Genomic DNA, 20,966 nt, shown 5'->3' with positions numbered 1-20,966 from the left:
GTAAATTGCCTGCTCATAAATCAATTAAACAAACAAGTAAATCTCACTCAAGATATCGTACTAACTCCAATATTTTAACGATATTCCACCGATAAATTAAAAGAATATTAAACTCTGATCACATAAAATTTACTAAAAATAAATTAATTTAATACTTTATCAACTAACTTCAGTAACCATGTTAGGCAAGATTAAAAAGCATTAACCCCCAAATTAAAAGTATTCTTTGCATGAACAAGAAGAAATATCTTACTACAGATGAAAATACAAATCCCATTTGTTATTGGAAAGATAAAATACTCAAAGGAAATAGTATATCGGTATTGGAAAAATTACCCGCTAAATCCATTGATCTTATTTTCGCAGATCCTCCTTATAATCTCCAGCTAAATCAAACATTACATCGACCTGATAATTCTATCGTTAATGCTGTAACTGATTCTTGGGATAAATTTTCTTCTTTTGAAGCTTATGATGCTTTTACACGAGCATGGCTTTTAGCTTGTCGGCGTGTTTTAAAAACTAATGGAACATTGTGGGTTATAGGGTCATACCATAATATTTTCCGTATTGGATCAATGTTACAGAATCTCAATTTCTGGATATTGAATGATATTATATGGAGAAAATCTAATCCGATGCCCAATTTTAGAGGTCGTCGTTTCCAAAATGCACATGAAACTCTTATTTGGGCATCACCTTCTCCAAAATCAAAGGGTTACACATTTAATTACGACGCTTTAAAAGCGGCCAATGAAGATGTTCAAATGCGTTCTGACTGGCTTTTCCCCATTTGTTCTGGATCAGAACGTTTGCGCAATAAAGATGGCGAAAAATTGCACAATACCCAAAAACCTGAATTTCTCTTATCACGTATCATCCTCTCTTCTACAAAAACCGGCGATCTGATCTTAGATCCTTTTTTTGGATCTGGAACAACAGGCGCTGTTGCAAAAAAACTTAAAAGATCCTTTATAGGCATCGAAATGGAACAGGATTATATTGATATTGCGACCAAACGCATCGCATCTGTTCAACCTTTAGAAGATGTTGAATTGACTGTACTAAAAGGAAAGAAAGATGAACCACGTGTTGCTTTTCATCTTCTTATAGAAAGAGGATTACTGAAACCGGGACAAATTCTGACCAATGCTCAACGTAATATCAATGCGATTGTACGTGCTGATGGGACTGTAGCCTCTGGAATTGAAGCAGGCTCAATTCATCGTGTTGGCGCTAAAGTAAGTGGTTTAGAAGCTTGTAACGGTTGGAAATTTTGGTATTTCGAACAACATAAACAATTACATTCTATCGATACATTACGTTCTTTAGTACGCAAAGAATTATACAAAGCTTGCGTGTGAAATGACCCAAGATCATACATCGATAATCACTATCTTCTTTGATGCTTGTGCTCTAGTATTCACGTAATACAATTGTTACTTTCGGGATACAATTGTTACTTTCGAGCAATAATTTGTCAAAATTTTCTTGAGATTATAAGTATCTATAATTTAGAAAAATGCTATCTTGTTCATACTGCTCGTATGAGATACAGATGATCATAAACTATTAATTTTACTTGGTCATAAAAATTCAAGTATTAATTTGATTGTTTATACATTCGAGAATTATATTTTAGTAAGAAAATTACAAATGTCACACAAGCGTCGCCAAGCATTAAGATATGGTTTTTTTGCTGAAGTGCTCTCTGCTATATTTTTAATGATAAAAGGATGGAAAATTATAGCTTTACGTTATCGCAATCGCTGTGGAGAAATTGACATCATTGCACGTCGTAATAATTTTGTTATTTTTGTAGAAGTCAAAGCAAGAAAAAATTTTCAAAATGCTATTTTTGCTGTCTCAAATAAAAACTGCAAACGTATCCGTGCAGCTAGTAAAATTTGGATAGCACAACAGACTAATTATCAATTGCTTTCATATCAATATGACATCATTGCAGTAGCCCCGTGGCGATTACCACGACATCTCCCTAATGCTTTTTAATCATTGATTATTATTCCTCTCTAAATATTTTGAGATTTCAACTCAAGTGATTTATAAAAGTACAAATACATTTTTTGCGTATCTTTAAATAAGCAAATATATTAAAATCCATTATGGAAAATAATAAAATCATGGAGTAACTAATTATGAGTGATGCAATAAATAAAGACAATCTTTCCAAGATGCCTTTCGAAGAAGCGGTATCCGAACTTGAAAACATCATCGTAAAACTTGAACGCGGCGATGTAACATTAGATGAGTCCATCTCTATTTATGAACGCGGTGAAGCTCTAAAATTACATTGTGAATCCCTACTTTGTTCCGCAGAGAATAGAATAGAACAAATAAAATTAAATCGTGATAATACGATACAAAGCCTGAAACCCTTCGATGATAAAAATTAAAAAGGCAAAACACATCATTTTAAAATACGGAAAATATTTTGATCATGGACTTACATGTTTTTGACTAGAGGGAGTCTCTCTTTCAGCAATTTCAATATAGGATTAAATCTTAAAGGCGTAGTAATGCGATCACCTTGGATATAATCACATCCCATCTTAGTAAGCTCTTTTATATCTATCTCTCCATAAATGTCTTTTGCGATTATTTTAGTATCTAAGTTTTTTGCCATTGACATAAGCGAACGTAACATAGCAATCCGCTTTGCTGTAGAACCAGTCATTAAAGACCCATTAATTTTTATAGTATCAAATGGAATATAGCTGAGATACGATAATAATGAACATTTCGTTCCAAAATCATCCAGAGTTAAACCAATCCCTATTTTTTGTAGCTTAGCAAATAACAGGCGACTCTTTTCAGGATTATCCATCACAATAGACTCAGAAAATGATAGCTTAATACTACTAGGAGAACACTGTGTCTTGGAAATCAAAGCTTGGATATCTTCACATAACTCATTATCCAAAAGATCTTTACTACCAATGTTAATCAATATAAAAATTGGTGGCATCGTTGCTTGGTCACACCAATTTATAATATCCGTTGAAATACGTTCTAACATAAACAAATTTATCGCTTTGATCATACATAGCTCTTCAGCAATCAATCTAAATTCAGAAGAAGGAATATTACCTAATTTAGGATGATCCCATTGTACAAGCGCTTCAAGCCCCACAATTTCCTCATCTATTAGGCGTACTATAGGGACATAAACAAGATACAGCTCAGAATTTTCTATTGCAAAACATAAATCCTCTTTCATTGTCAATTTATCCGTATGAAAAGATTTAAAAGATTCTCGAAATGACTCTATATGATTTCCCCCTCTATGCTTTGCATGATACATAGCCAATTCAGCTTCTTTTAGCATTTCACCTGAGGTAATTTTAGGGCTTGTCCAACTTTTAAACCCAATTGATGCCGTAACAATAATTTCGCGATTGAGGATATGAATCGGCTTAGATATGGCTGTGCTTAAGGCCTTGGCAAAATCCGCTATTTTTATAGCATTCTTTTCAGATATAAGAATAATACCAAATCGATTTCCAGAAAGACGTGCAAGTATATCCGACGATTTTAGTAATTCACGCATTCTCCTAGCTAAAGAAACAAGAATATCATCGCCAATTGCCATACCTAATACGTCATTAATGTGCTTATAATTATCAATATCGACGACCATAATAGTAGGACGTAATCTATCATCCTCTACCGATAAATTAAGAATTGTTGTGAGACAATTTAGAAAAGACAGTCTATTCGGTATACCAGTCATATTATCCTGAAAGGCATTATATAGAATTCCTTCTATCGATTTTTTTTGTTCAGTTATATCAGTTATAATTCCAACACAACGTAAAATATCACCATCAGAATTTAATATAGGACGAATACGAAGAATCATCCAATGGAATTGATTATCTGCTGCACGCACTCTAAATTCATACTGCAATCTTCCTTGTCGATACTCCACAAAGCTATCCAATACCATTCGAAAATTATCTCTATCGTCTACATGTACATGCGGCAACCAATTACGTACCGCCCCATGCATGGAACCAGAAGATAGGCCCAATATGGCAGCAATATCTGGTGTAGTTGTCACCTTATCGCATATTACATTCCAATCCCATACAATATCACCTGATCCTAATACCGCCAAAGACTGATGTTCTACATCTGAAAAAATACCTAGAGATTTTTTTTTTCTTATCAGGACATGCTGAATAACAGCAAAACCTATTAGTATCACAATCAATACTAATCCTCCGACAAGAGCGGGCTGTATAACATCATTATCTAATCTCTTGGTTATAGCCATCCATGATCCAATGGACCATATAACCATGAGAATCCATACTGGAATCAATGAAATAGCGCGCTCATATCCTCTAATTCCAAAACACACAATATAGTATGTGTAATATAAAAAAATAGCTGCAAAAGAAACGCGCGCAATACCTGCCGTTATCCTTGGATAATAGAAAGACATAAGTAACAATATTGCTAAACATACAATACCATAAAACGTAATGTATCGTTCTTTAGCGTACCATCTATTCATCTGAAGATACATAAAAAGGAAAACAAGAAAAACAAAAGATAATGCTATTTCAGAACAAGCTCGCCAAATTATCAGATCTCCTGATGGCGAGTGGATAAGTTTAGAAAGAAAACCAAAATCAATACAAATATATCCAAAAACAATCCATGCCATTGCAAAGGTAGGAATGAGAATAAAACTTTTATTAACCATATAAAACGTAGTCAATAAAACTGCTAAGAGACCCGCAATACCGATTATTATCCCTTGATATAATGTAAAAGAATTGACTGTATCTTTATAAGCATTTGGTTTCCAAAGATAGATTTTAGGCAAATTTGGAGAACTTATCTCCATAATAAAAGTAACAATAGACCTAGGATTAATAGTGATGCGAAATACATCTGAATCAGCATTAGGCACACGATCTAACGAAAATCCTTCTGAAGGCGTAATGGAAATAATTCTCCGAGATCCAAGATCTGGCAAAAAAAAATGTGATCCTACAAGACGATAATGGGGAACAACAATTAAACGCTCAAGCTGACTATCAGATGTGTTTGCCAATGCAAAGACAGCCCAATCCCCACGATGGTGAATACTCGAGGAACTAACTTCAATGCGTTTACTTATACCGTCTATATCTGCTGCCGTAGATACCTGAATGTCCTCTCCCTGAGAGGCATAAATTTCCGTTACATAAGTCAAATCTAAAACATTATCTTCAGAAGAAATCTGAACCGTCTCCACTGCAAAAGATGGAGATACCATTAGTGAAATAAACAGCATCAAAATCAAAAAATTATTTTTCAAAACTACTTCCCAAAGAATTGCTTCGAAGAAACAATATCATACCGCATATCTACACAACAAACTTGCACCGGATCTCAAATAGAATCGCTTTATCGATAGAACGCAGAAACATCTATCTGATTGTATTACATATTTTTTAATAAATTTTCTACAAATTCAGCAATGTTTTTTGAAAGTATCCACCGTGCAATATCTTAAACATCATTACTTCAACGCTGTGAATCATAAAATATGCAAATATTAAAAAAACGAATCACTTAAACAGGAATCATAAAAACTATCTTTTGAAAAGGGATAAAAAAGTATCTTGTCTACATGTGTATTTATGCTTTTCGCAAATGTGATGATGTTTTTATAAAACTAGAAAAGCAGTAAAATAATTTTAATTATCTAAAATATTTTGTTGAAAAAAAAGTAATTCTTAGGATATTCTATTCTCTAAAGTAATCTTGTATTATTACGAGGTTGACTGTTTTTATCTTTTTTAAGATATTTATCGTGTTATTATTGATTTTTTTTGGAAATATCAATGAAATTCCGTCTCTTAAAGGCATATAGGTTTTCAATATATCTATGGACTATCAATCAACCAACAATAACCTTTCCATTATAATATTTATATTTTAAAAAATATAATTAAATAAATTTTTATTAATGGTGCCCAGAGCAGGATTTGAACCAGCGACACATGGATTTTCAGTCCATTGCTCTACCAAACTGAGCTATCTGGGCATTAAAGTAAAAATTAATCTTCTAAACTTTTATATGTCAATCTAAATTATACTAGCCTAACAACACCATTACAACGAGAAAATATTTTATAACACATAACTATGAAATATCCTTTATATTTTCCTCAGATTCTTCTTCTTCTCTTCCCATAATTATATATCCGTCAGAAAGCCAACGTGAAAGGTCAATTGAACGACACTTCATAGAGCAAAAAGGATAAAAATCATCCATAGATTTCTTTTTACACTCAGGACAAATAGACTTTAATGGTCCAAAATCTAATGTTTGCAAGGGTTATCACCTTTTTACCTATAATCGCAACTATAATCCATTAAAAAGACCGATTACCTTCTCATGACAGCGCCTTTTATTTGAAATACCTAATACTCCGCACAAAAATTTAAAAAGGAGACCTAGTAGGAAAAACAAATTATCCTCAATCTTTAAAACGATATGTAATACGAGCTCGTGTCATATCGTATGGATTCATCTCTAATTTTACCCTATCTCCAATTGAAATACGAATCCTATGCTTACGCATACGGCCCGCAGTATAGGCAATAACAGCCGAATTCTCAAGACAAGATATCGAATCAGCTATAAGCTCAGAATCTGATTTTGACAACTCAGATCCTACTTGAGAGGACGACTTGTTATCAGCAGAATACTCACCATCATTTACAATCAACTTTACTCGGAAGTTAGCATTTGGCAATAATTCAGATACAATACCGGAAAATTCAAGAGTTTCTTCTTTAGGCATATTATTATAGAAAATCCTATATTAACAACAATTGATAGATTTTAAGCTATATAAAAGCAAAAAATTCCCTCTTATGCTTATGATTACACTATCTACAAAAAAAAGAGAGGATATCCCCAATTACCACATAAAAATTAACGTAACAACTAAAAAATGTCCAATTTGGGAAAAACATAACCATTTAACAAAAGTGAAATTCAATCAAAAAATATTATTGCATGTATATTCCCTTTTGAAGAGATATAGAAATACGCTTGATTCGGTAATCATGAAGCGAGTCACCAATTAAAAAAACATTCTTAACACAATAGGGAATAGGCATAACATTACAAAGATTACCCATTTCTTTGTTGGTGAATACTACGCATATCATCACCCATTGGCATCATGTTACTATTAAGATGATACATTACCCAGATTGAACCAATAAAACAAATAGCAACGATGATAATAGTAAAAATCATTGCCATAACATTCCATCCATCTTCGAGTTTCGTATTCATGTGTAGAAAAAAAACTAATTGAACTATTATTTGTGCAAGAGCACATAGAACAATTATTAAAAAAATCATATTTTTATCTACTGACAAAACATTTTTTACTATTCCAAAAGGAATGGCAGTCAACATTAAAGATAATACGAATCCCGTTAAACATTGTTTTCTTGTTCCAAAATGATGCATTTTTACACCGTAAACCTTATCATATTTATATTACTCCTTCTCTATATCCCACAAATCAAACGACACCCATAAGGTATACAAAAGAAAAAACACATATCCAGATTAAATCCAGGAAATGCCAGAACATCGAAAAACACATCAAACGGCGCCTATTATCCGGGAAAAGACCTTTATTTAAAATCTGAACAACTAGTACAAAAAGCCAAACAAGGCCAAAAAATACATGCAATCCATGAAGGCCAACCAATGCAAAGAAAGACGATAGAAAAGCAGAACGCTGTGGCACCGCTCCTATAGAAATCAAATGCACAAATTCGTGGACCTCCATTATAATAAAAATAATTCCAAAAAATGCCGTAATCAACAACCAACCAACTGCTTTATTAGACTGTTTAGCAACTAAAGTCGCAAAGCTACAAGATAATGATGATAACAACAGGGCGATAGTTGAAATAAAAATGCTGCTAATATCAAAAATATCTATCTGCGCTGGACCTGCAGCATAATTTTTTCCTAGAACCGCATATATTACAAAAAAAACCGCAAAAATTAAACAATCACTCATTAGATATATCCAGAAACCTAGATACGTACCATCATGATGGTCAGCGCAATTTTCTTGTTTATCTTTTACGTAAAAAAGCGGAAAATTTGAAGATTTATCACTTGTTAGTTCTCTCATTTAACAATGCTCCTTGATTTGTTGCATGTTAATTTTTATATAATCTTCTTCCGAAGATGCCACGTCTTTCGCAGAAATTTCGTATCCATGATTATAATTAAATGTATGCAAAATCGTATAGGAAACAATTGATATAAAAGAAACAATCACTAGCCACCACATATACCATACCATTGCAAAAGAAAAGACAACGCTTAATGCTGATAAAATAATTCCCGTAGAAGTGTTTTTTGGCATGTGAATCGGCATAAACCCATCGATTGGACGACAATACCCGCGATTCTTCATATCTTCCCAAGCATCTATTTTATGGACTATAGGAATAAAAGCAAAATTATAATGCGGTGCGGGAGATGGAATAGACCATTCTAAAGTGCGACCATTCCAAGTATCTCCACTTGTACACTGCAATTTAGATCTATTTAAAAAAGAGACAATAAATGATAAAACAAAAGACAGTATTCCTACTCCTATCAAAATAGCCCCCAAGAAAGCTATAACATAGTAAATTTGCAAAGTGGTATCTTCATATTGACTCAAACGACGAGTCACCCCTTTTAGCCCAAGGATATAAAGCGGCATAAAAGCAAGATAAAAACCAATCAACCAGCACCAAAAAGAAACCTTTCCCCAAAAAGGATCTAGTCGATAACCAAAAGCTTTAGGAAACCAATAAACAACACCCGCAAGCACACCAAAAACAACACCTCCAATTATAGTATTATGAAAGTGAGCAACTAGAAATAATGAATTGTGCAACGTAAAATCCGCCGGAGGGACAGAAAGCAAAACCCCCGACATTCCCCCTAACAAGAAAGTCACCATAAAACCCAAAGTCCACATCATTGGAACTTCAAAATGCACTTTCCCCAAACGCATCGTGAATAGCCAATTAAAAATTTTAGCTCCTGTAGGCACCGCAATAATCATTGTCATTATTCCAAAAAAAGCGTTTACATTAGCGCCAGAACCCATGGTAAAGAAATGATGCAACCAAACGGTAAACGATAAAATCGTTATAGCTAACGTAGCATAAACCATGGAATTATATCCAAAAAGTCTCTTACGAGAAAAAGTCGCAACAACTTCAGAAAAAACACCAAAAGCAGGCAATACAAGTATATAAACCTCTGGATGTCCCCAGAACCAAATACAATTAATATATAGCATCGGATTCCCACCAAGATGATTGGTGAAGAAATTGGTCCCTATATAACGATCAAGAGTTAACAAGAAAAGAGTGGCTGTTAAAATAGGGAAGGACGCTACAATCATGATATTAGAACAAAAAGCTGTCCAAACGAATATTGGCATTTTCATCATTGTCATTCCTGGACAGCGCATTTTTATAATAGTTACGACTAAATTAATTCCAGATAAAGTTGTTCCAATCCCTGCAATTTGAAGACCCCAAATATAATAATCAACTCCAACCCCTGGAGAATAAGCTATCCCAGATAATGGAGGATAAGCTAACCAACCTACAGAAGAAAATTCTCCTATGAATAACGAGAACATTATGATCACCGCACCTGCCGCAGTCATCCAAAAAGACAAATTATTTAAAAAGGGAAAAGAAACGTCTCTAGCTCCTATTTGTAACGGAACTACGAAATTCATAAGACCAGTAATCATGGGCATCGCCATGAAAAAAATCATAATCACACCATGCGCTGTAAATATTTGATCATAGTGATGCGCATCTAGATACCCCGCCCCTCCTCCGGAAGCCATAGCTTGTTGAAGACGCATCATAATGGCATCAGCAAAACCTCGGAAAAGCATTATCAACGATAGGATTATATACATAATACCTATCTTTTTATGATCAACACTTGTAAACCACTCTGTCCACAAATACCCCCAAAGACGATAATACGTAATGGCACAAACAACAGCTATGCCTATCAAAGCCACAACAAAAAATGTACCTAATACTATGGGGATATTATATGGGATAGAATCAAGTGTGAGACGTCCAAATATAACCTTAAAGAAATCAATATTTTGTAGCATATACTTTCTTCCTTACACAATAAACGTCAATTACCTAAAATATAAAAATCAGGATACAGACGTCCTTTTGACAATATATTGATCACAGTTGAATTGGTTGTTCTTTTCAATTTTATATTTTGTTTTTACTGCCATCTGTAACCTTCATCATGTACAAGAGATTGACGACTGACACCTTTTATGCCTCCCCCACCCATAGAATCAATACGCATCATTTCATCCATACATATTTTACCTGGGGTAACACAAAAATTAAGGATAGCATGATATATCCCCCTCTCTACAGAAGAAAAATAAAGTACTGGATCATGTTCTGAAGGCTTTTCTAACAGAAGGTATCTTTTGCGATCAAGCGCTACTCCTTGACTCTTTACTCTTGCAATCCAATCTTCGAACCCCTTGGCTGATTTTCCGTAAAATTTAAACCGCATTTGAGAAAAACCTCTTCCCGAATAATTAGCAGAAAAACCATTATATACCCCTTCTTTATTCATAACTGCATGCAATTTGGTTTCCATGCCAGCCATAGCATAAATCTGTCCAGCCAAACCGGGGATATAAAAAGAATTCATAACAGAAGAAGCCGTAATCCTAAATTCCAAATGACGATCAATCGGAACAACTAATTCATTGATTGTCGCAATATTCCACTCTGGGAATAAAAAAAGCCACTTCCAATCCAAAGCCACGACTTCTATGATGAGAGGCTTGCTATTCTTTTCGATAGGCTTGCCATCGCTGATTCTCTGTAAGGGGGCATAAGGATCTAGAAGATGAGTCGAATTCCATGTGATTGTAGCCAAACAAACTATAATAACCAATGGGACAACCCAAATGAAAAATTCCAATAAATTAGAATGATACCATTTAGGATCATAACGCGCTGTCTTGCTACAATTGCGATATCGCCATGCAAAAAACAAGATGGCAAAAAAAACCGGAACAACTATCAACAACATCAAGACAACCGCTATACGAATAAGTCTTGCTTGTTGCAAAGCGATATCCCCATAAGGATTCATGACGATAAAATCAAAACCAGAAAGCATTATACTTGAAATAAAAAAAACAATGGACTTAAAATAAGTAATCATAACAATCCTCATCTAGCCAAGAAGATCGCCAATTAAGAATCGAAAGCAGACCTCTTCTTGCATCAGATCCTATATAAAACAACATATCCCCAATCGTATACCATATAGTTGTAATATTTTCTATATTATTCATCGAATAGTCATTCATCTTAAAAACGAGAATTCTTCTTGACTTTACTAAGAACGAATCGTAGATTTTCCTTTCACTGTTATACGGGTTTACTATCGATTTTTTACTATGTATTAGTGGTATATTGTAAAGCGAAATGTTCTGGAACAAAAAATGGCAAAAGCAGCAACTATAAAAATTAAACTTATATCATCCGCAGAAACTGGATCTTTTTATGTTACAAAAAAGAACTCCCGTACTATGTCTGGAAAAATGGTCAAAAGCAAATACGATCCCGTCATCAGAAAACATGTACAATTTAAAGAAAGCAAGATAAAGTAAAAACTCAAAGTCGCATCATCTGCAATTTATAGTATTGCCATTTGATTAGTGTTTTTCGAACCAAATGCATGGTAATACGGCATTATTCCCCAAATACATGGGAATGACTTAAAATCAATAATTGGTTATCGTAATCTCGAATCCAAAAAGAGATTATATTGATTTTCCTTCTCATTTATAGCGATCCCGTATCTTCTTAGAAATAAGGTGATTTTGTCTTCTTACAAACAATATTCTTAATAAACTTATTCGATAGACTTTGTATTATGTTAATTGAGAAAAATTTTTAGGAATTATCCACAATCAGGGAATAGCTCGTAATGGAGATTTGATTATAAGAAGTATATCTCTTTCAACTTTGTCAGCATTGCTCAGTATCACACAATATTGCAATATTTGTGTATACGTCATCTGGAAATTATTTTAGAACACCTAACACCTTTGAAAAAAATTATCTTTGATTGAACGACAAGACAGGAGGAATTCTTCCCTCTCATTTCGTGTGATAAATATCCTGTTTTATCCAAACCACCAAAAATGATATCTTTCGAATCAGCAAATGAAAGCGAATAAAAAATATTATTCTAAATCCTATCTTTCAAATAAGGATATTAATAACATATTGGAAATAAAAAACATTTTTTATATTTCATAAGTAACATCTCTACATATTAATTATCAAGCTTCTCCTATATACTTTTTAATCGTTTCCATAAAAATAGACAGAGAAATCGGCTTAGAAATATACGCCTCACATCCGCCCTTGCGGATCCTTTCCTCATCGCCCTTCATCGCAAAAGCTGTTACCGCTATCACAGGGATTCTCTGTAGTTCAGGATCTTCTTTTATTTTTTTTGTAATCTCTAATCCAGATATCTCTGGAAGCTGTATGTCCATTATAATAATATCAGGCTTGTACTGACGGGCAAGATCTAGCGCCTCCATTCCATTTCTTGTCTGAATAGACGTATACCCAGACGTCTCAATCAAATCTCTAAAAAGCTTCATATTTAACTCATTATCTTCTACGATCATCACTTTTTTAGGCATTTCAATATTCCGACCATAAATCCTTCAAATGTGGCAAAATAGAGCAACACACCAGAAAGAAAGTACCCATCTATATTTTTCATACGCCCGATCTACCTTTTGTACAAACACATCTAAATCCCGTTACACAAAAAATCGTCATACTAAATATATATCTAAACAATAAAAATAAATTGCTCATTAAATTATCATCTCTAAAAAATTATTTACCGAAAAATTGGGCATTCGGAAAACAAGAAATAAAGTTTTACTTCCTTGTATTATCCTGAATCTCTCTATCAATTACTTTAGAGAAAATATCCCACGGCATATCACCCAAATACAGATTTCCCTGAAGGAAAAAGGCAGGAGTAGAATGAATTGAAAAATCCTCAGAAGCGCGTTTTTTCCCGGCTTTAATGTCATCTAAAATACTTTGATCCTTCAAACACATATCAAAATCCTGTTTAGAAAAACCAGCAAACTTAGCCATATTCAACAAGGAATCTTGATAATTTTTCGAATTTATCCAATCATTCTGCTTGTTAAATAGCAAGGATACAAAATTCCAATACCCATTTTGAACACGATTCTCTGCACATCGCGCCAACATAAATGCAGCCATAGAAACAGAATCCAATGGAAATTCTCGTAAGATATACCGTAACTTACCAGTTTTTATGTATTTATCTTCTATTAATCTGAACTTTTCATTATGAAATTCTGCACAATGAAAACATGTTATTGAATAATATTCAATCATTGTAACTGGCGCATCTTTTTGTCCAATTGACATTTCTTTCATAGTTCTTGGAGAAGCTGCTAGCAAGGCACGGAAATCTACTATACCATAGGGATCTGGCAACTCCTTCAAAGGAGGGGTTTCTTTACGAAAATACAAAAAGAAAGATGTTGCGAAAAGTAGCGCTATACCTCCACAAACTCCTATTTTAGTTTTACTAATCATTCTTTTGACTCCCATTTGAATATTTATTTTCCATCAGAACGTACTTTGTATAATGTATTAGTGTATATCAATGAACTATTTAATACCTATCCACTACAATAGGAACATCCAACTACAGCACGACCAAAGCGAACTAACGCCTGTTTTAATGGTTCATCCTTAATTTTCTCAGTCATTTTGTCAATTTTTTCACAATCATCTTTTCCAGGAACAGGAGGGGGAGTAGAAGTATCTCGAATTGCAACAGCCATAGATCTTTGAAGAAAACGAACTCTTCTAATAGCACAAAATCCAAAAAAAACATTCACATTCCGAATGATTTTCGATTGATCATGCATCAAAAAAACAACATGCGAGCCCTTACACGCAATAATTAAAGTGCCACCAACATCGTTTAAAACACCTTTTTTTTCAACGGGGTTTCTATTTTGCCAAATTATTTTTTCCGGCCTACAACACTTGGCAACATCCCTGCCTACAATTTCACTCCACGCATTGATAAGAGACATACTAATTCCTGCTCTACGATGTAAAAAAGGGTCAAGCAAACCATCAATGACTTTAGAAAAGTGCATCATCATTTAAACCAACCCCTCTCACATAACAACATTGCATAAACCAATCCAGAAAGTCTCTATTATGGGTAGACACCTTAAATATCACCGTTAAAGACAAAAGATCCTGCTTAAATAAAGGTAATGTCATTTTACCATTTTTTCAATTTGATGAAAGCTATTATTATGCTTTAGCAACATTCTTAATGCATAAATTAAATAGAGTTCAATAAAACATACTTCCATCTGAATATATGATTCAATCCAAAATTCTCAATTGGCACGATACTAATCACCGTACACTTCCCTGGAGATCTTTTTTAAAAACCAAGGGATCTATTCTAACTATCCCTTATAGGATATGGATTCCCGAAACAATGTTACAACAAATAACCGTTACAACGGCAGAGCCCTATTTTAAAAAAAATTATGCAAAAACGTCCCACAAAATTTTGCCCCCCCTACTAAAAATGAGGAAATTTTATCTGCATGAGCAGGGATTAGATAATATACAAGAGCAAGAAATATCAAAAAATGTGCCAATATTATATTACAAAAATATGGAGGAATTTCCCCTCAATAAAATTAAAATATTAAAAAAAACTTCCTAGCATATAAGGCTATCCAGTATCTTGCTATAGTCGCCATTGCATTCAATCAATTTGCCGTTGTGGTAGACACAAACATTGAGCGTATCATGTATAGATATTTTTCTACCATAAATCCTACTTCTTGTTATCAAAAAACGATAAAAAATTATGATCACGAAATTACCTAAATATCTTGAAAATGCTTCGATAATTTTAATCCTTGTAATTGATAATTAGAACCCCTTTCTACCCCATAAATATTTTCTGGCTCTTCCATCATACGCTCATACTTAAGTCGCCCAATAATTTGACCATGTTCTAAAACAAATGGGAGATACGAACGCACTTCCAAAACAGCCTTTGCACCTGTACCTGTATCCTTTTGTAATGAATATCCAAATCCAGGATCAAAAAACCCCGCATAATGAACCCTAAATTCTCCTATCAAGGGATCGTATGGACTCATCTCAGCTGCTAGAAAAGGTGGAATTTGCAAAAATTCTCGTGAAGCAAAAATATAAAATTCATTAGGGTCTAAAACCAGGCTAGACCCATTTTCAGCATACAGAGGATCCCAGAAATCCCGTATCTCGTATTTTTTTTGTGAGTCAATATCTATCCTCGTTGTATGACGCTTACTCTTGTATCCTACCACGCCCTTTCCATCTTTTTCTCCTTTAAGATCAATGGACAATGCTATACCTTCTTCTGAAAAATTCAATAATCCACCTCGAACCAAAGGGGTGTCTTTATGAATTTCCCTTAATTCCTTTGAAGAACAAAATCTCTGTTCATCCACCAATCTAATTTGCGATAAACGAGAGCCAGCCCTTACAAAAACAGGAAAACTACTCGGAGAAATTTCTAAATAAAGAGGCCCATTATAATTTGCAGGAATTCTATCAAACTTTTGACATCTATCGACGATCAATCGAGCAAATACATCTATTCTCCCAATAGAGCTTTTAGGGTTAGCATAAGCAAAAATACCTTTTTTAAGATCTAAGCGCTCCATCAATGGAACTATATATACGCAATTTGCTTCTAATACCGCACCTCTTGAAAGATCTATTTCGTGTAATTTAAAGCGCTCTATTTTATCTAAAACAAGGTCTTCTCCATTCGGCAAAAAACTTGCACTAACTCGATATGCTTTTGAAGAAAGACGCAAATCTAAACTAGCAGGCTGAATCTGATCTTTATCTACTGGACAATCAGAAAGAATATTTCCACTCTCAATTAACGCAGCTATTGCTTTATCTGGTAGAACTCCTTTTTCCATCTTCTATCCCTATCTATCTTCCTTAAAAACATTTCTATTATTGATTAGAGATCTACCTAACATTGATAAAAAAATACATATCATATTTTACAATATCTAATCTGTTGTAAATACAAAAGTCATAAATATCTATTCAAATGAAATCAAAACACTGAATTGACTTCAGAGGATTTCTTATTTACAGTGGAAAGTTCTGTGGTATATTAATCGTGAAGGGCCCTTTGGGTTGTTGATAAAATGAAACGTACGTATAATCCTTCTAATATTGTAAGAAAAAGACGTTGTGGATTTCTTACCCGCATGTCTACACGCAATGGCATAAAAACACTTAATCGTCGAAGATCCAAAGGACGCAAACGCTTATCTGCTTAGAGATCTTGGCTATCATGTCAAAAAATAACTGTGATTCTTAAAAATTGTAGATGAACAACATTTGTACACTTAAAAAACGTAAGCAATTTACCCTCGTGAAAAAAGGAGAATTCCGCAATGGTCCTTTTTTTTCTTTAGGAGTACTTAACAACCGTAATCCCTGCTTGTCACCACGCATAGGTTTTACTGTCACAAAAAAACAGGGGTGCGCAGTTGAACGCAATCGGATACGTCGTCGATTGAAAGAAGTTGTTCGGATTTATGAATCAGAGAGTATTTTACAATATGGGCATGATTATGTCTTAATTGCTAAAAGAAGTGCTCTTTTTGCCCCTTTTAAAGAACTTTGCAACCATTTCGTTAAACGTGTTCTTCACAACAAGCACGCATATTATTCAGGAAAAAATTTCTTTAGGAAACCGTGATGGAAAGAAATTGGAACTATTTTTTGGCTATAGCTCTGTCTGTTGCCATTTTATACGCTTGGCAAACCTTTTACGTTTATCCCCGCATCGCGGAGATTAATAATGCGCAAAAAAATGCCCAAGAGATTAAAAAATCAGATCAAATTGATACCCTTAATACAGCCATTCCTATGGATGATCATGCGCAATCCTTATCCAGATCTCCTCGAATTGAAATTAAAAACGATGATCTTGTCGGATCAATTAACCTAAAAGGCTCTCAATTTGATGATCTTAGTTTGCGAAACTACCGAGTAAATGTTTCAAATGATAGCCCAATCGTCACCATTTTCAGTCCATCAAATACAAAAAATGCCTATTTTTCCCAATTGGATTATATTTCCAAAGCTAACAACGTAGAATTACCAAATGAGAATACTGTTTGGAGCGCGGTATCTGAAAAAACTCTCACACCTTCTACTCCAATAAAATTATCTTTCAGAAACGCACAAAATATTCTATTTGAACGTGTTATATCCTTAGACGAACACTATCTCTTCAAAATAGTGGATACAATTACAAATAATAGCAATCTTAACGTTGTCCTCTCTCCATATGGAAGAATGGTACGTTACAAACTAGGAAAAGAAACCAATACCTTAGGAGTACAAGAAGGATTTATAGCTATTTTAGAAAACAAATCCCTTGTAGAGGGTAAATATTCCGAAATTGAAAAATCTAGCGCTTCTAATTATCACAAATCTAACAGTTGGCTTGGAATATCCGATAAGTATTGGGCATCTATTTTCATTCCATCTAAAGATACATCTTTTCAGAGCCAATTTAAGTATTTTCCTGATGGACACGCTCGTTACCAAGCAAATTTTACAGCTGATGAAATTACTATTCTTCCTGGAAAGTCAAAAGTAACGACTAATTTTCTATTTGTAGGAGCTAAAAAACTTTCTACACTTCATTATTACGAAAAAACATGGGAAATACCACAATTTGAAATGCTTATTGACTGGGGCATATTTTATTTTATCACAAAACCCATGTCTATGCTTATGAGTTATTTTTATAATCTTGTAGGAAATTTTGGAATTGCAATTATGCTGACAACAGTTTTTGTCAAACTTATGTTCTTTCCATTAGCAAAAAAGCAATACGTTTCTACGGCTAATATGAAAAACATTCAACCAAAAATAGATGAATTACGGGAAAAATTAAAAGAATCCCCTCCTCAAGTATTACAGAAATCAATACTCGAATTATACAAAGCAAATAACGTTAACCCTCTAGCAGGATGTTGGCCTATATTGCTTCAAATACCTGTATTCTTTGCTATTTATAAGGTTATTTCTATATCTCTAGAAATGAGACATGCTCCTTTTTTAGGATGGATTCAAGATCTCGCTGCGCCTGATCCAACTAATGTTTTTACATTATTTGGAGTATTACCGTTTCATCTTCCTGGATTCTTGCACCTTGGCATATGGCCTATAATAATGAGTCTATCTATGTTTATTCAAATGCAATTGAGCCCACCTCCTACAGATAAAGGACAGGCGATGGTGATAAAATGGATGCCATTACTGCTTGCTTTTGTCTTATCTTCTTTTCCTGCTGGCCTGATTATATACTGGTCTTGGAGCAATGTTATATCAATCATTCAACAAATCATTATCATGAAAATGCACGGTGCCGAAATTGGCCTGATGGATAGATTACGTTCTATATTTTCGAAATCCTCTGATTCTTAATAAATATAATTTTTATTTTACTGTCTTCCTGTGAAATAATTTATTATTATGGATAAAACTATTGATAAATCAAAAAATATTTACAAAACCGCTGTGGATGTTTCTGAAAGGAATTCCAAAAATAGAACTTTTACCAGAAGAAGGCCCTCCTGAAATAGCTTTTTCTGGGCGTTCAAATGTTGGGAAATCATCCTTAATTAATATTTTAGTTAATCGAAAAAACTTAGCAAGAACATCTAATGCACCAGGACGTACTCAGCATCTAAATTTTTTTGTCCCAAATAATTATTTTGGTATAAAAGATAATCTTCCAGCAATGGTCTTAGTTGATATGCCAGGATATGGTTATGCTCGAGCACCTAAAAAAAATGTTGATTCTTGGGGAGAGTTAATTATTAGATATCTATCTAATAGATCAACCTTAAGATGTGTATATCTATTGATTGATTGTCGTCATGGAATAAAACCAATAGACCATGATGTTTTTTCTTTTTTAGACAAAAAAGCGGTATCTTATCAAGTAATTCTTACAAAGATTGACAAAATTTCTCCTCTCATAAAACAAGAAACGTTGGAAAAAACAAAATCCTTGCTACGCAATCACCCTGCAGCACATCCAGAAGTAATCTCCACCTCTATCGTTAAAAGAGACGGGATAGAAGAATTGCGAAAGGCGATTCTTGAAATAATAAATACTTGAAAATAACATTATTTTCTAAATAAACATCTATTTATTTATCTTTTAACGATATCTTTTTATAAAAACTTGCTTTACCTTTATAATGATAATTAATGATAACAGAGTGTTTATTAATGACGGAAAAAATATATCAATTTCAAGCGAATATTTTAGAACAAGCAATTCCATTCGTACATTTTTATGAGAATAAAACCATTGTCATCAAATATGGAGGACATGTAATGGATTGTGCGGATCTAAGTAATAATTTTGCTACCGATATTGCTCTGTTACAAAAATCAAATATTACACCTATTATTGTCCATGGAGGTGGTCCACAAATAGGAGCAGTTCTTGAAAAAATGGGTATAAAATCCAAATTTAAGAATGGTTTACGTATTACAGATCAAAAAACAGCAGAAGTTGTTGAAATGGTTCTTGCAGGATCAATTAATAAAAATATTGTTTCTTTAATCAATCAAAGTGGTGCTCAAGCTATCGGTATATGCGGAAAAGATAGCAATATGGTGTTCGCTGAAAAATATCTTCCTTTATTGGATTCATCATCAAATACTAATAAAAAAATAGACTTAGGTTTTGTTGGTAAAATAACAGAAGTGAATCGCACTATTCTTGATATTTTAACAAAATCAAAAATTATACCCGTGATAGCTCCTATAGCACCTGGATATGATGGAGCTACTTATAATGTAAATGCTGATACTTTTGCTGGAGCTATAGCAGGAAAATTAAATGCTATACGTCTTTCTATTCCTGACAAACGTTTCCTGGAGTTCTTGATAAAAATAAAAAATTAATCAGTAAATTATCTATCGAGGAAGCTCGTTTTCTCATTAAAGACGGCACTATTTCTGGAGGAATGATTCCTAAAATTGAAACATCAATTAAAGCTATTGAAAATGGTGTAAAGAGCATTGCTATTCTTGATGGAACAAAGAAACATTCTATTCTCATGGAAATACTGACTAAAAACGGTTCTGGAACACTTTTAGTCCCATAATATTTTATGTGATATAAGAAAAAACTTAAGCACGACTCCCCATACCTTACGTCATTCTTTTGCGACGCATCTTCTTTCTAATGGAGGAGACTTGAGATCTATTCAAAGTATTTTAGGCCATGCCAAACTTTCAACAACACAAATCTATACGAATGTTGATATCAAAAGGATTATAGAGATATATGACAAAACGCACCCCTATTTTCCATAGGTTTTAAGGTTTTTTTTTTGATATTTCCGCTTTTCCAGACAACTTCAAAAGTTTTGGTACGGATGGACCATAAATATCTGCATCAAGTATAGCAACATTGTAACCTTTACTTTTCAATGCACAGGCGATATTAACAGCAGTAGTTGATTTTCCAACACCTCCTTTACCGGAAGCGACAGCTATGAATGACTTAACATTTGATTTAGTGTGTATTATTTTCTTTATGCCTTGGTCGGGATTTTTATTGCCTGTGAGCGTAACTACGGCATTTCGTATATTGGGCATAGTTTGTATTATTTCTTGAGCTTGCAAGCGCAAAGAATGCAATCGTTCTGCTATAT

22 protein-coding genes, 1 tRNA gene and 3 pseudogenes (1 of these 26 cut by a window edge) are annotated in these 20,966 nt (G+C 33.7%); 11 read left to right on the top strand and 15 right to left on the bottom strand.

Features of this window, described 5'->3' with window-relative positions:
* Window positions 1-230 precede the first annotated feature (230 nt).
* The 3 genes from G293_RS02780 to G293_RS02770 all read left to right on the top strand — a co-directional run bounded on the left by G293_RS02780 (window position 231) and on the right by G293_RS02770 (window position 2,414).
* On the top strand, window positions 231-1,364 hold the full coding sequence (locus G293_RS02780; protein WP_047264211.1) for a site-specific DNA-methyltransferase: 1,134 nt from the start codon (window positions 231-233) through the stop codon (window positions 1,362-1,364).
* Between the two features lie 292 nt (window positions 1,365-1,656).
* On the top strand, window positions 1,657-2,010 hold the full coding sequence (locus G293_RS02775) for a YraN family protein (protein WP_047264210.1): 354 nt from the start codon (window positions 1,657-1,659) through the stop codon (window positions 2,008-2,010).
* A 146-nt stretch (window positions 2,011-2,156) separates the two neighbouring features.
* Window positions 2,157-2,414, top strand: coding sequence for an exodeoxyribonuclease VII small subunit (locus G293_RS02770; protein ID WP_047264209.1), 258 nt, complete (start codon window positions 2,157-2,159; stop codon window positions 2,412-2,414).
* A gap of 50 nt (window positions 2,415-2,464) precedes the next feature.
* Here G293_RS02770 and G293_RS02765 read toward each other — a convergent pair whose 3' ends face one another.
* The 10 genes and pseudogenes from G293_RS02765 to G293_RS05725 form a co-directional block, all read right to left on the bottom strand.
* The gene (locus G293_RS02765; RefSeq protein WP_047264695.1) at window positions 2,465-5,308 is read right to left on the bottom strand and encodes an EAL domain-containing protein; all 2,844 of its coding nucleotides are present in this window, start codon (window positions 5,306-5,308) and stop codon (window positions 2,465-2,467) included.
* Window positions 5,309-5,987: 679 nt separating this feature from the next.
* Window positions 5,988-6,064: transfer RNA gene (locus G293_RS02760), tRNA-Phe, on the bottom strand.
* A gap of 99 nt (window positions 6,065-6,163) precedes the next feature.
* Window positions 6,164-6,355, bottom strand: coding sequence for a DNA gyrase inhibitor YacG (gene yacG / locus G293_RS02755; protein WP_047264208.1), 192 nt, complete (start codon window positions 6,353-6,355; stop codon window positions 6,164-6,166).
* A gap of 145 nt (window positions 6,356-6,500) precedes the next feature.
* Entirely contained in the window at window positions 6,501-6,689 is a 189-nt protein-coding gene (locus G293_RS05945; protein WP_244464470.1) for a S1 domain-containing protein, read from the bottom strand.
* A gap of 60 nt (window positions 6,690-6,749) precedes the next feature.
* Window positions 6,750-6,827: pseudogene (locus G293_RS05940) on the bottom strand (translation initiation factor IF-1); the annotation flags it as partial.
* A 335-nt stretch (window positions 6,828-7,162) separates the two neighbouring features.
* Window positions 7,163-7,510 carry a cytochrome o ubiquinol oxidase subunit IV gene (cyoD, locus tag G293_RS02745; protein ID WP_047264206.1) on the bottom strand — a complete coding sequence of 116 codons (348 nt, stop codon included), beginning with the start codon at window positions 7,508-7,510 and terminating at the stop codon, window positions 7,163-7,165.
* A 55-nt stretch (window positions 7,511-7,565) separates the two neighbouring features.
* Complete coding sequence (cyoC, locus tag G293_RS02740; protein WP_047264205.1) at window positions 7,566-8,192, bottom strand: cytochrome o ubiquinol oxidase subunit III; 627 nt, start codon at window positions 8,190-8,192, stop codon at window positions 7,566-7,568.
* Window positions 8,193-10,208 (bottom strand): cytochrome o ubiquinol oxidase subunit I, encoded by a 2,016-nt coding sequence (gene cyoB / locus G293_RS02735; RefSeq protein ID WP_047264204.1) that lies wholly within the window; start codon window positions 10,206-10,208, stop codon window positions 8,193-8,195.
* A 125-nt stretch (window positions 10,209-10,333) separates the two neighbouring features.
* Entirely contained in the window at window positions 10,334-11,302 is a 969-nt protein-coding gene (cyoA, locus tag G293_RS02730) for a ubiquinol oxidase subunit II (protein WP_102030482.1), read from the bottom strand.
* Window positions 11,286-11,435 (bottom strand): hypothetical protein, encoded by a 150-nt coding sequence (locus G293_RS05725; protein WP_158402218.1) that lies wholly within the window; start codon window positions 11,433-11,435, stop codon window positions 11,286-11,288. The genes cyoA and G293_RS05725 overlap by 17 nt, the downstream gene beginning before the upstream one ends.
* Window positions 11,436-11,585: 150 nt before the next feature.
* Between G293_RS05725 and rpmG the strand changes: the two genes are divergently transcribed.
* Window positions 11,586-11,753: a 50S ribosomal protein L33 gene (rpmG, locus tag G293_RS02725; RefSeq protein WP_047264202.1), complete on the top strand. Its 168-nt coding sequence runs from the start codon at window positions 11,586-11,588 to the stop codon at window positions 11,751-11,753.
* Between the two features lie 678 nt (window positions 11,754-12,431).
* Here the strand turns inward: rpmG and G293_RS02720 are convergent.
* The 3 genes from G293_RS02720 to G293_RS02710 form a co-directional block, all read right to left on the bottom strand.
* Complete coding sequence (locus G293_RS02720) at window positions 12,432-12,803, bottom strand: response regulator (protein WP_047264201.1); 372 nt, start codon at window positions 12,801-12,803, stop codon at window positions 12,432-12,434.
* Window positions 12,804-13,050: 247 nt separating this feature from the next.
* Window positions 13,051-13,749, bottom strand: coding sequence for a thioredoxin domain-containing protein (locus tag G293_RS02715; RefSeq protein ID WP_047264200.1), 699 nt, complete (start codon window positions 13,747-13,749; stop codon window positions 13,051-13,053).
* Between the two features lie 86 nt (window positions 13,750-13,835).
* Window positions 13,836-14,330, bottom strand: coding sequence for a DUF721 domain-containing protein (locus tag G293_RS02710; RefSeq protein WP_244464459.1), 495 nt, complete (start codon window positions 14,328-14,330; stop codon window positions 13,836-13,838).
* Window positions 14,331-14,680: 350 nt separating this feature from the next.
* Here G293_RS02710 and G293_RS02705 point away from each other — a divergent pair, with 350 nt between their 5' ends.
* Window positions 14,681-14,914: a hypothetical protein gene (locus tag G293_RS02705; RefSeq protein WP_148407339.1), complete on the top strand. Its 234-nt coding sequence runs from the start codon at window positions 14,681-14,683 to the stop codon at window positions 14,912-14,914.
* 163 nt (window positions 14,915-15,077) lie between these two features.
* On the opposite strand, the gene G293_RS02700 is transcribed toward G293_RS02705, so the two are convergent.
* Window positions 15,078-16,175 carry a 2'-deoxycytidine 5'-triphosphate deaminase gene (locus tag G293_RS02700; protein ID WP_047264199.1) on the bottom strand — a complete coding sequence of 366 codons (1,098 nt, stop codon included), beginning with the start codon at window positions 16,173-16,175 and terminating at the stop codon, window positions 15,078-15,080.
* Between the two features lie 237 nt (window positions 16,176-16,412).
* On the opposite strand from G293_RS02700, the gene rpmH reads away from it, so the two are divergent.
* From rpmH to G293_RS05530, 6 genes and pseudogenes are all read left to right on the top strand, one after another.
* Window positions 16,413-16,547 carry a 50S ribosomal protein L34 gene (rpmH, locus tag G293_RS02695; protein WP_047264198.1) on the top strand — a complete coding sequence of 45 codons (135 nt, stop codon included), beginning with the start codon at window positions 16,413-16,415 and terminating at the stop codon, window positions 16,545-16,547.
* A 50-nt stretch (window positions 16,548-16,597) separates the two neighbouring features.
* Window positions 16,598-16,972 (top strand): ribonuclease P protein component, encoded by a 375-nt coding sequence (gene rnpA / locus G293_RS02690; protein WP_047264197.1) that lies wholly within the window; start codon window positions 16,598-16,600, stop codon window positions 16,970-16,972.
* Entirely contained in the window at window positions 16,972-18,714 is a 1,743-nt protein-coding gene (yidC, locus tag G293_RS02685; RefSeq protein ID WP_047264196.1) for a membrane protein insertase YidC, read from the top strand. Before rnpA ends, yidC begins: the two co-directional genes overlap by 1 nt.
* Window positions 18,715-18,811: 97 nt before the next feature.
* Window positions 18,812-19,414, top strand: coding sequence for a ribosome biogenesis GTP-binding protein YihA/YsxC (gene yihA / locus G293_RS02680; RefSeq protein WP_244464469.1), 603 nt, complete (start codon window positions 18,812-18,814; stop codon window positions 19,412-19,414).
* Window positions 19,415-19,527: 113 nt separating this feature from the next.
* Window positions 19,528-20,414, top strand: a pseudogene (gene argB / locus G293_RS02675) (acetylglutamate kinase).
* Window positions 20,415-20,442: 28 nt separating this feature from the next.
* Window positions 20,443-20,625, top strand: a pseudogene (locus G293_RS05530) (tyrosine-type recombinase/integrase); the annotation flags it as partial.
* A gap of 3 nt (window positions 20,626-20,628) precedes the next feature.
* Here G293_RS05530 and G293_RS06010 read toward each other — a convergent pair.
* A protein-coding gene (locus G293_RS06010) for a P-loop NTPase (RefSeq protein ID WP_052775018.1) crosses the window boundary here: on the bottom strand, window positions 20,629-20,966 show its 3' portion. 148 nt of this gene lie beyond the right edge of the window; the window shows 338 of its 486 coding nt (coding positions 149-486); its start codon lies off the right edge, out of view; it ends in the stop codon at window positions 20,629-20,631.

The sequence above is a fragment of the Candidatus Liberibacter africanus PTSAPSY genome, from assembly GCF_001021085.1.
Classification (GTDB): Bacteria; Pseudomonadota; Alphaproteobacteria; order Rhizobiales; family Rhizobiaceae; genus Liberibacter; species Liberibacter africanus.
Note: the sequence above shows the minus strand (reverse complement) of the source record. Positions and strands in the feature narration are given on the sequence as shown.